Annotated in this window: 12 protein-coding genes, 2 tRNA genes and 1 rRNA gene; 4 read left to right on the plus strand and 11 right to left on the minus strand. The window is 49.3% G+C overall.

The window, feature by feature from the left end; all coding sequences use genetic code 11:
- Positions 1–93 precede the first annotated feature (93 nt).
- Both KNO66_RS13705 and KNO66_RS13710 read left to right on the plus strand, forming a co-directional pair.
- The gene (locus KNO66_RS13705; protein WP_214742999.1) at positions 94–756 is read left to right on the plus strand and encodes a type 1 glutamine amidotransferase domain-containing protein; all 663 of its coding nucleotides are present in this window, start codon (positions 94–96) and stop codon (positions 754–756) included.
- Between the two features lie 84 nt (positions 757–840).
- A complete protein-coding gene (locus KNO66_RS13710) occupies positions 841–1,125 on the plus strand; it encodes a putative quinol monooxygenase (protein ID WP_251127480.1) in 285 nt (94 codons plus the stop codon).
- A gap of 32 nt (positions 1,126–1,157) precedes the next feature.
- Here the strand turns inward: KNO66_RS13710 and KNO66_RS13715 are convergent, their stop codons facing one another.
- Positions 1,158–2,021, minus strand: coding sequence for a LysR family transcriptional regulator (locus KNO66_RS13715; RefSeq protein ID WP_214743000.1), 864 nt, complete (start codon positions 2,019–2,021; stop codon positions 1,158–1,160).
- A 113-nt stretch (positions 2,022–2,134) separates the two neighbouring features.
- Between KNO66_RS13715 and KNO66_RS13720 the strand changes: the two genes are divergently transcribed.
- Positions 2,135–3,118 carry a zinc-binding dehydrogenase gene (locus KNO66_RS13720; RefSeq protein WP_214743001.1) on the plus strand — a complete coding sequence of 328 codons (984 nt, stop codon included), beginning with the start codon at positions 2,135–2,137 and terminating at the stop codon, positions 3,116–3,118.
- 42 nt (positions 3,119–3,160) lie between these two features.
- Here the strand turns inward: KNO66_RS13720 and KNO66_RS13725 are convergent, their stop codons facing one another.
- The 7 genes from KNO66_RS13725 to KNO66_RS13755 all read right to left on the minus strand — a co-directional run bounded on the left by KNO66_RS13725 (position 3,161) and on the right by KNO66_RS13755 (position 6,598).
- Positions 3,161–3,727, minus strand: coding sequence for a hypothetical protein (locus KNO66_RS13725; protein WP_214743002.1), 567 nt, complete (start codon positions 3,725–3,727; stop codon positions 3,161–3,163).
- A 14-nt stretch (positions 3,728–3,741) separates the two neighbouring features.
- Complete coding sequence (gene tsaD / locus KNO66_RS13730; RefSeq protein WP_214743003.1) at positions 3,742–4,764, minus strand: tRNA (adenosine(37)-N6)-threonylcarbamoyltransferase complex transferase subunit TsaD; 1,023 nt, start codon at positions 4,762–4,764, stop codon at positions 3,742–3,744.
- Positions 4,761–5,222, minus strand: a complete 462-nt coding sequence (rimI, locus tag KNO66_RS13735) for a ribosomal protein S18-alanine N-acetyltransferase (protein ID WP_214743004.1) — start codon at positions 5,220–5,222, stop codon at positions 4,761–4,763. The genes tsaD and rimI overlap by 4 nt, the downstream gene beginning before the upstream one ends.
- Positions 5,215–5,871, minus strand: coding sequence for a tRNA (adenosine(37)-N6)-threonylcarbamoyltransferase complex dimerization subunit type 1 TsaB (gene tsaB / locus KNO66_RS13740; protein ID WP_214743005.1), 657 nt, complete (start codon positions 5,869–5,871; stop codon positions 5,215–5,217). Before tsaB ends, rimI begins: the two co-directional genes overlap by 8 nt.
- A complete protein-coding gene (gene tsaE, locus KNO66_RS13745) occupies positions 5,868–6,317 on the minus strand; it encodes a tRNA (adenosine(37)-N6)-threonylcarbamoyltransferase complex ATPase subunit type 1 TsaE (protein WP_015880566.1) in 450 nt (149 codons plus the stop codon). The genes tsaB and tsaE overlap by 4 nt, the downstream gene beginning before the upstream one ends.
- 102 nt (positions 6,318–6,419) lie before the next feature.
- Positions 6,420–6,496, minus strand: a tRNA-Met gene (locus KNO66_RS13750).
- 25 nt (positions 6,497–6,521) lie between these two features.
- Positions 6,522–6,598, minus strand: a tRNA-Met gene (locus KNO66_RS13755).
- 139 nt (positions 6,599–6,737) lie between these two features.
- Between KNO66_RS13755 and KNO66_RS13760 the strand changes: the two genes are divergently transcribed.
- Positions 6,738–7,520, plus strand: coding sequence for a sporulation protein (locus KNO66_RS13760; protein ID WP_214743006.1), 783 nt, complete (start codon positions 6,738–6,740; stop codon positions 7,518–7,520).
- Positions 7,521–8,025: 505 nt separating this feature from the next.
- Here the strand turns inward: KNO66_RS13760 and KNO66_RS13765 are convergent.
- From KNO66_RS13765 to rrf, 3 genes are all read right to left on the minus strand, one after another.
- Entirely contained in the window at positions 8,026–8,667 is a 642-nt protein-coding gene (locus KNO66_RS13765) for a uridine kinase family protein (protein WP_214743007.1), read from the minus strand.
- Between the two features lie 163 nt (positions 8,668–8,830).
- Positions 8,831–9,769, minus strand: coding sequence for a coiled-coil domain-containing protein (locus tag KNO66_RS13770; RefSeq protein WP_214743008.1), 939 nt, complete (start codon positions 9,767–9,769; stop codon positions 8,831–8,833).
- 164 nt (positions 9,770–9,933) lie between these two features.
- A 5S ribosomal RNA gene (gene rrf, locus KNO66_RS13775) occupies positions 9,934–10,020 on the minus strand; the annotation flags it as partial.

A 10,020-nucleotide genomic window follows, 5' to 3' on the forward strand; every position in this document is an offset into this window, starting at 1 on the left:
TAAGGTACTTTTTCTTAATTTGTTTTTCGTTAGAGTGCGCGTTATTCTAGTCACGTACCGAAACCCCGGATTATTTCTTAGGAGGAATGACAGATGAGTAAACATGTATTAATGGTCGTGACGAACGCAAAAGAAATGAAGGAAGGTCATGCGACTGGAATTTGGTTATCCGAGTTCGGTGAGGCATACCTCGAGTTCAAACAACAAGGATATGACATCACGGTCGCTAGCCCGAACGGTGGTCAATCTCCAATCGACGCACGCAGTTTAGAAGGAGAAGTACCAGCTGACATTCAAGCGACGGTTCCCCTTCTTGAAGACACAATCGATTTGAAGACGATCACCAACTTCGATCAATTCGATGCCATCTTCATGCCAGGTGGTCACGGAACGATGTTCGACCTTCCACAAAGCGAAGCGTTGAATGTTGCGATCCGTTCACTATTTGAAGCAGGTAAAACAGTTGCTGCCGTCTGCCACGGTCCAGCTGGTCTTGTCGGTGCGACATTGTCTGACGGCACACCACTCGTGAACGGTAAAACGATTGCGACGTTCACGGATGAAGAAGAACGTGCGACAGGTCTTGATATCTACATGCCGTTCCTACTTGAAACGCGTCTTCGTGAACTCGGTGCGAACATCGTGCTCGCAGACAACTTCACAGAAAACGTTCAAGTCGATGGAAACTTGGTGACAGGCCAAAACCCACAATCAACCGTTGCTGTCGCAAAAGCCGTCATCAACACATTAAACTAATCGATTCTTTCTCGTTGCCAGTCGATAGAAGAGAATGACCCGCCTGTCCAAACAGGCGGGTTTTATAGATGAGGAGGAATAAAGATGATCACCATCTTAGCTCAGATTCAAGCAAAGGCTGGTCTTGGGGCAGAACTTGAGACACACTTACGTCAAGTCGTCACCCCATCACGCGCCGAGGCAGGTTGCGTCTTCTATACGTTACATCGTGTCGAAGACAACCCCGACACGTTCGTCTTTTACGAAAAGTGGGTCGACAAGGCGGCACTCGATGCGCATATCGCCTCACCCCACTATCAAACGTATCGCCAAGAAGCAGAGCCGCTTCTCGCTAGTCGCGACGTTCAATTTTTAGAAGAGCTTACTTAATTGAAAAAAGTAGGGCCCACGTGGGTCCTACTTCATTTTGCATCTTGGAGCGCTCGGATGACTTGATTGATGACAGGGTCATGCTTCGACTCTGTCCGGTGCGCGAGGTAAATGACGTTCGTCGCAAAACGCTCAGGCGCCACGACTTGAACCGTTCCTCGCTCGAGTGCATGCCGAATCAAATAATTCGGCAAGATGCTAATGCCACACTTCGATTCGATTGCCGCAAGGATGGCGTCGACGTTCGGTAGGATCATTTCCGGACGGATGTCTGGGCGTTCCCCGAACTGTGTCTGGTAGTAACGACGGATGATGGGAAGCTCCAATCCATAACTGATCCACGGCTGACGGTCCATCCAGTCTTTTAACTCGTCGGTTGGGATTTCCCAATCGTTCGGTGCCACTAACAAAAACGATTCGTCGGCAATCGGGACATATTGAATTCCTGGCTCCTCCATCCGCTTCGTCGCGATGACAAAGTCGAGCTCCCCGTCCGCCAAGCGTTTGATCAAATCTGCTGTCATCCCGAAATCTGCGATGTACTGTGCAGCATCAAGCGGCAAAGCTGGTATAATCTCATGTGTGACGAACTCGGTCGGTCCACCGAACTTGAGGACAGGACGCGGTTGCTCCCCTGAGACGTATTTCATCTCAAGCGATAATTCCTCGAGACGGTCGATCAAGCCGACCACTTGCGTGTATAGTTCCTTCCCCGCATCCGTCGGAATCATCTGACGTGGCGCTCGTGTGAAGAGGGACGTCTCGAGTTCCGCTTCGAGTGCGGCGATATGCTGGCTGACAGCCGGTTGGGTCAAAAAGCGGACACGCGCCGCTGCCGACACGGAACGTTGTTGATACACGTGGATAAAACTGCGATACCATTCAAAATCAATCATCTGTGTAAACTCCTTTTGTATTCGTTATCTTCAGTATAAAAGGCAGTAAATCATAAGACAAATAACGTTTAAAGGATATATCGATAAATAAATTTATAAGGAGTGGATAGTTGATGAAAGCTTTATTACTACACGAACCGAACACATGGCAGACGATGCGAATCGAAGAGGTTGATACACCGACGCTTCGTTCCGGCGAGGTATTGATTGAGGGAGAATATGCAGGACTGAACCCGGTTGACTATAAAACGGCGACCAACGGCAAACCCGAATGGTCATACCCTCACGTCCTCGGGCTCGATGTCGCGGGTACAATCGCCGCTGTCGCGGATGACGTGACGAATGTACAAGTCGGTGACCGCGTCCTCTACCACAGCAACTGGAATGAATGGGGTGGCTTCGCCGAGTTCACTCGTGCCAAGGCGCACATGGTCGTCCCGATTCCAGAATCCGTCTCGTTCGCTGATGCGGTCGCCTTACCGACAGCTGGATTTACGGCGTACCAAGCCATCTTTGAGAAACTTCCGATGAATGCGATCGACACGATCCTCATTCACGCGGGTGCCGGTGGTGTCGGTGGATTTGCCATTCAACTAGCGAAGTATCTCGGGAAGCGTGTCATCACGACCGCTTCAGCGCGCAATCATGACTGGGTCAAACAGCTCGGAGCTGACGAGGCGATCGATTACAATACGGAAGACTGGCAACAACGAGTGATGGAACTGACGAGTGGTCACGGTGTCAATGCCGTCATTGATCCCGTCGGTCGTGAGACGGCGACCGCTTCCCTCAAAGTCATCGCCTATAACGGACACATCGCCCATATCGCCGGAGCCCCTGACATGAGTGTCATTAAACCGTTCACACGTGTCATTTCCTACCATGAGGTCGCCCTCAATGCGATTCATCATCAACAGGACCGCGTGAGCGAGGCGAACATCGTCCGCATCGGCACGCACATGCTCGAACTGCTTGCAGCGGGCGAGATTCAACCGATGATTCAAGAGACGATCCCATTCACGGACATCCCGAAGAAGTTGGTCGAACTCTCAGACCGACACGTCGTCGGGAAGATTGTTGCCAATTTGAAGGCATGAAAAAAGAGGTCAGCGTTTTGAATACGCTGGCCTCTCTTTATATTAGAAATATCGTAACGGTTGGAATCCAATCGTGTGGAAGTCGAGCTTCGTCCCGTCCTCAGCGATGAAGAAGACAGCCTCGTTCGTATCGACGTCACGTGTGAACACCTTATAGAACGTCATCGGCTTTTCGCCATTCGTCACATAGCGTGCTTCATGTGTCGAGATGACTTGTGCGAACAGTTGCTGATCGTCGAGCTCTTCAATCAAATCATCAAACTTTGCCGCTTCTTCTTCCGTTGCCTCGCGACCCCGCTCGATTTCATAATAAGCATCGCTCGCTTTTGTCTGTACCCCGAGATTACGATCGACGACGATCACACGCTCTGGCTCTTGATCGACGACGCTTGTGTAGCCGTATAGTGACTCGATTAAGGTATTCTCTCCGGTCACGCGACCGATGCCCTCCAATGTGTCTTCTCCAGTCAATGACTTCACTCGTGTCTCTTCTGGCACAATTTCTTCTTGATAGGCGATATTGTAAGCGCGGATGATCTCACGTACTTGTAAGAATGTCGCAACGACGAGTAGTACGATGAGTCCTCCAATGATGATGCGTTTCGTCATGTCTCTATTTCCCCCTAGACTGTCATGCTCTCTTCTAAGGATAACCCAGGAACCGCATTCATCGCTAGTGTATCGCGCTTCCCGCGCACATACGCGTGATGAGCCGCCACCCCGATCATGCCCGCGTTGTCCCCACATAGGTCAAGCGGTGGGATGACGAGTTGAATCCCTTCAGCTGAAGCCGCTTCTTGAAGCGCTGCGCGGAGGCCACGGTTCGCCGCGACACCACCTGCGACAAGCAATTGCTTCGCCCCTTTTTCCTTCACGGCACGAATCGCTTTCTCGACGAGCACTTCGACGACACTCGCCTGGAAGCTCGCTGCCAAGTTTTCAGGGATAACCGGCTCGCCTCGTTGTTCCGCATTGTGTACGGCGTTGATGACCGATGACTTCAAGCCACTGAAACTGAAGTCAAAGCTACCCGGTTCGAGACGAACACGTGGAAAGTTGTACGTGTCTTTCCCGACTGCAGCCAAGCGGTCAATCGCAGGACCTCCCGGATATGGGAGACTGAGCGTGCGTGCGACCTTATCGTACGCCTCACCCGCTGCGTCGTCACGTGTCTCCCCGATGACTTCGAAGACACCGTGTTCTGGCATATAGACGAGCTCTGTGTGTCCACCAGAGACAACGAGACAGACGAGTGGGAACTGCATCTCTTCGACGAGTTCGTTCGCGTAAATATGACCCGCAATATGGTGGACGCCGATGAGTGGTTTTTGATGGGCAAACGCCAATGCTTTGGCCGCACTGATCCCGACGAGAAGGGCACCGACGAGACCCGGTCCTTGTGTGACCGCGACCGCATCGACATCTTCCATCGTCACGCCTGCCTCACTCAATGCATCGTCAATCACGTACGTGATCCGTTCCACATGATGACGAGACGCCACTTCAGGGACGACGCCACCAAATCGTTTATGACTCTCGATTTGAGAAGAGACGACGTTCGACAATAACGTCTTCCCGTCTTTGACGAGCGCAACAGACGTCTCGTCACAGCTCGACTCGATCGAGAGAATCAGTGATGTGTTCATTCTGACTCACTTCCTAACTTCGCCCAATAAATATAGGCGTCTTCATTATTATCCTGATAGTAGCGTCTTCTCCGACCGGCTTGCATAAAACCGAACTGTTCATACAGTTTTTGCGCGCCGACGTTCGACACGCGGACTTCTAACGTCAATCCGACGAGTCCTTTCGACTTGGCGAACGCGACAAGTTCCGCTAACAATTGATTGCCGATGCCCTGTCCACGAAACTCAGGTAAGACGGCAATGTTTGTGATATGTCCTTCATCGACGATTGTCCAAACGCCGACAAACCCGACGACCCGTTTGTCATGGACCGCGACAAAATAAGCGGCCTGTTCATTTCGAAGCATCTCATTCATGAACGCCTCTTTTGTCCACGGAATGGCGAATGACGCTTCTTCGACTTTCGTCACTTCCTCGACATCAAGCCACGTCATCCGCCGAATTTTCACGTCAGCCATTATTTTGTCCCTCTAACCATTTCGCTTCCGCCTCGGCGAGTCGCAAATACTCCGGTTCAAACGCATGGACATCGCTCGTCTCATCGCTGAAGACGACCAAATCACTCGCACGCCCGTATCGATGGGCAGCCGGCGCCTCGATAAAGTCATATTCACTTAACACGTCACGGAACGGTTCCACGTCTCCGACGACAAGGAAGCGACCTTGACTATTCAGTCGCAACCAATCCGCGACCGAGGCGTGCTGATCGTGCGTCAGTGCCTTGTTGTGCTGATAATATCCGATATAGGCATTGCCACGGCGCGCGTCAATCAATGAGACGACCGGCAATTCCGTATTCGGGGCTGCTGCCATGAGTTGAAGAGCGGACACGCCGATGAGTGGAAGATTAAGCGTATAAGCGAGTGTCTTCGCCGTCGTCACTCCGATGCGAATTCCCGTATACGACCCGGGTCCTGTCGTGACAACGATGCGCTCGAGCATGTTCGGTGTCCACTTGACCGCTGCCATGAGCTGTTCAATCATCGGCATGAGTGTGACCGCATGGTTTTTTGAGACCATGACCGTCGCTTCTGCTTGAATCTCTCCAGCCTCACTTAACGCGACCGACAAACGTGTCGTCGCGGTATCAATCATCAATTGCTTCATGCGAGCACCTCCTTGGCGATTTGAACGTAACGCTCACCCGTCGGAGCGAGTGTCAGTTTGCGTTCTTCGTCGCCGACCCGTTCAATCGTGATGGCCAAGCGTTCTTCTGGAAGAGAAGACTCGATCAAGTTCGACCACTCCACGATGGCGACACCGTCACCGTTGATATATTCCTCAAGACCGATGTCATCCCCCGTATCCTCGAGACGATAGACATCCATATGATAGAGCGGCAATCGCCCTTTGTATTGTTTCATAATCGTGAAGGTCGGACTGTTGACGTTCCGCGTGACTCCAAGTCCTTTTGCGAATCCTTGTGTGAACGTCGTTTTGCCGGCACCGAGGTCACCGTTTAACGTGATGACCGTCCCTGCTTCGACGAGTGTGGCCAAACGTTCTGCCACTGCCTGCGTCTCCGCCGCAGAATGCGTAATCAATGTATACATGAATGGTTCTCCTTTTTCACTTCTCATACGTACTCATTGTACACTTCATTTTAAGCAAAAAAAAACACGAAACGCTATCGTTTCGCTATCTCATTTAAAAATTGGTTGCGGGGGCTGGATTTGAACCAACGACCTTCGGGTTATGAGCCCGACGAGCTACCAGACTGCTCCACCCCGCGACGACATATGAAATTAAATAAAAATTGGTTGCGGGGGCCGGATTTGAACCGACGACCTTCGGGTTATGAGCCCGACGAGCTACCAGACTGCTCCACCCCGCGATGGTTTGAATTGTTTCGACATCCTCTATAATAAGCGAGACAGTTATAAAAAGCAACCATTTTCTTAATGTTTTTTCAAAAATGGAATCGGGAACAGATATAACAGCACAGACTATCAGAGAAAAGGGGCGCGACCGCCATGTCCAAATGGGGAAATCGATTCAAGAAATGGTTCTTTTCGGAGATCGAAGCCGAGATCACGTTTGACCCGGCAGCACTCATTCCGAAGCAAACCGTGACGGGTACGTTGCACGTCTCCAACCCGACAACGAATGTCGTTCGCTTACAGGAACTCACCCTGACCTTCTTGACGACGTTCAAAGACATCACCATGGAAGGAAACGAGTTCAATCGAGAAGCTGATATTCAAGAAGTCCCAATCCCACTATCGCTTGTACTAGAACCCGGTGCAAAAGAAGACGTTCCGTTTTCCTTCGAGTTGACGATGTACGCACCCTCTTCTGCCGGTGCCCCATATAGTATAGAGGCTACGTTATGGGACAAGGACATCAAACGGGTTTGGTTTGACGTGATCGAACACATCGAAATCGAACCGATGCCTGAACTGAAACGATTACTCGATGCGACCGCTCATGCCGGACTTGAGCCGATGTTCGTCCGAAACGTGATCGACCCGCTCGGGGAAGAACGTCCGTATCCATTCGTTGAAAAGTATGGATTCAAGCCGGTCGGGGAATGGGCCGATGAGTTCGAGGTCGTCAAATCGTTTTGGCGCTTGCATGAAGACGGGATCGACCTCTACTACTGGCTCGACAACATCGAGAAACAGCGAACGCTCGAATCGATGGCGACCGACGTCGAATTACGTCATCGTTCCCTCACCTGGGAACAACTCGAGCGCGAACAGGAACAGCTCGGTCTCGGCATTCAAGATACGCTACGCAGTCACCGCTCCTCGTGAGCGGTGATTGTTTTTTTAAGGTGATGTGTAGCATTCCTTGATCAATCAAAACACTCTGAATAAGATACTTTTTCATTTTCTTATTCGAGTCGCTTTACTCTGTCTTTAGCTAGTTTTTTCTTTTCTAGTCAAAATAAACTGATGTAAAATCGAAGCAATCACCCCTATGACTGATCCTATAATACTCGATACTAGTAAAATCGAAAAAATTTCTTGATAGGTAACGGGCAGTAATAATTGAGTTGCCATCAATAAAAAGACGAGGATTACACCAGCTATAATCCACAATAACGGTTTTTTCAAAGTAAGGTACTCCCTTCTTTAATAATTTTACCGTGCTCATTTCTTCTAATTTGAAGTGTAAAGTACATATCTTGGAATCGATAACTCGGAGAGAATCGTCTGAATCCATTCGTTGAAGAGTTTTGATTCAAATCGATTGAAAAATGTGCCGACGAGTTCGAGAGTTTCAAATCGTTTCTATATTTTAAGATACGCTACGCAGTCACCGCTCCTCGTGAGCGGTTTTTTCAATTTGAATTTCATTCTTACTCGTGTTGACGATGGTTTGAAAATGGTGGCGATACGGATGCATGAACAATTCATATTGAATACGTCGCTCTACATGTGAGGCGTGTAAATAGTCCAGCTCCATCCCTCGTTCCTGAATATCACGATGCGAACGTCGCTTGAACTCCGTCTCCCCATCCGTATAAAGATATATCGATTGGTCAAAAGACGAAAGATCCAGGAATGCGACACTCATTCCTTCAATAATCGTAATCATTTTTTTCGGGTCAATCCACGTACGTTCTAAATATGATACATCGATTGTGTAAAAGCCGATTCCCTCTCGAATCATACGGACATCTCGCTCGAGTGACAGCAGATGATGCGCGGCCGGATGACACGCCGTCATCTTATACTGATGGGTCATTCCATCGTGTTGATACGTGAGAATCGTTTGTTTCCGCAACTGTGAATCTGTAATATACGGGTCTGTGTGAAGCAGGTTGATATCACCGAGTCGTTCCCGTAATTTTTCTGCCAACGTCGATTTTCCGGCCGCCCCATGTCCGGAGATGGCAATCAGTGTCCGTTGATCCGATTTCACACTTTGTACAATATCCTCAATCAGTTGTTCCATGATTCTCCCCCTTCGGTACACTTGATGTACAAAGGAAATGTAACCATCTCATGTCCACTTATCCATCTTCTCATCTCACAGGCTCATCTGCACGCCATTCTTCGTCACGAGTAAAGTTCTCACTTAGGTCAAACGGCTGGAACTATTGTAATGAACAAACAGCTCATCGTGTCAAGATGAGCTGTCTTCTTTTTTCTTCAGTCTCGTCAAGCTTCTGTTCTAACCGTTCCACTTGTCTCGTCATACGAGCAATCACCTGACTGATTTCCTTATCCAGTCCGTTCACTTGATCTAAAGAATCATTGATTCGTCCATGCATCGTCCATTCTGAAAAAATATCATCCAAAAAGTAATCTGCGAACTGAATGAGTGAACCTCGATCGACATGCAACTCCTGAACAATCCCTTGCACGTCCGCTAATTCACGGGAGAAGCGCTCCAACGCAGATTGTAATTCATGCATCGTCTGCTCGGAAGCATCTAGCGCCTCATGCTTCATGGCTGTAGCAATCAAGCCACCCCCGAAGAACGTATCATACGTCGACCACCCTTTCGCACTATCTAGATGTTTGAGTGTTTTTGCAATCGTCGACCGTGCCGCCTTACCGGCAACGATGGCTTCCCGATATTCGATGAGAAGTTCATTCGTTTCGGCTTGTTGATTCGTGAGATGGTGTAAGTCTCGGCGAACAGCTGGGTCTTTCACCAGATGGGATTCTTTTGATTGTAAGAAGTTCTCCCACTCAGCGTCGATTCCCTCATATCCCTCGAGCTGTTCTTTTAAATCTCGATGTTCGAGCGTCAATTCGTCAATCATCGCTTCGTGTTCTCGTAATTTCAGCTCAGCGCGAGCAGCCTCTTCCATTTCAATCGTCCGTTGTTCATCAAACGTTCCTCGTAATTTTCGCCACGTGTTGACGAGCGAGAAGCTTTCAAGATCATACACATCACGTTGTTCTTTCGTGAATGTATTGAGTAGTGCTTTCCGCACCGCCTCATGCTCTTTCAACTGTTTGTTTAGTATCTCTTGCTTACGCACAAGTCGATCACGCTCGGCGATACGCTGTTGTAAGTCTAATTGGGTCTCCTGAAGATTTTGCATGATGTTTCTCCTCTCATTTTGTTTATCGAATGAGTCAATCTGAGGAAATTCATGATATATAAACAATCCCCTCTTTCTCTTACTTAGTACGAAAAAGAAGGGACAAAGTTTCAAAGAAACAAAAAAAACGACCGAGCGTATGCTCGGTCGTCCTCTGCGTTGTTGCCTGGCAACGTCCTATCCTCACAGGGGGAGATCCCCCAACTACTTTCGGCGCTGAGACGCTTAACTTCCGTGTTCGGCATGGGAAC

The organism is Exiguobacterium sp. s48, assembly GCF_018617395.1.
Classification (GTDB): Bacteria; Bacillota; Bacilli; order Exiguobacteriales; family Exiguobacteriaceae; genus Exiguobacterium.

Coding starts and splice junctions, on each gene's coding strand:
- tsaD (WP_214743003.1), bottom strand. CDS start 4,764: ATGAACACATCACTGATTCTCTCGATCGAGTCGAGCTGTGACGAGACG.
- KNO66_RS13765 (WP_214743007.1), bottom strand. CDS start 8,667: ATGGAACAACTGATTGAGGATATTGTACAAAGTGTGAAATCGGATCAA.
- rimI (WP_214743004.1), bottom strand. CDS start 5,222: ATGGCTGACGTGAAAATTCGGCGGATGACGTGGCTTGATGTCGAGGAA.
- tsaB (WP_214743005.1), bottom strand. CDS start 5,871: ATGAAGCAATTGATGATTGATACCGCGACGACACGTTTGTCGGTCGCG.
- KNO66_RS13705 (WP_214742999.1), top strand. CDS start 94: ATGAGTAAACATGTATTAATGGTCGTGACGAACGCAAAAGAAATGAAG.
- KNO66_RS13770 (WP_214743008.1), bottom strand. CDS start 9,769: ATGCAAAATCTTCAGGAGACCCAATTAGACTTACAACAGCGTATCGCC.
- KNO66_RS13725 (WP_214743002.1), bottom strand. CDS start 3,727: ATGACGAAACGCATCATCATTGGAGGACTCATCGTACTACTCGTCGTT.
- KNO66_RS13710 (WP_251127480.1), top strand. CDS start 841: ATGATCACCATCTTAGCTCAGATTCAAGCAAAGGCTGGTCTTGGGGCA.
- KNO66_RS13715 (WP_214743000.1), bottom strand. CDS start 2,021: ATGATTGATTTTGAATGGTATCGCAGTTTTATCCACGTGTATCAACAA.
- KNO66_RS13720 (WP_214743001.1), top strand. CDS start 2,135: ATGAAAGCTTTATTACTACACGAACCGAACACATGGCAGACGATGCGA.
- KNO66_RS13760 (WP_214743006.1), top strand. CDS start 6,738: ATGTCCAAATGGGGAAATCGATTCAAGAAATGGTTCTTTTCGGAGATC.
- tsaE (WP_015880566.1), bottom strand. CDS start 6,317: ATGTATACATTGATTACGCATTCTGCGGCGGAGACGCAGGCAGTGGCA.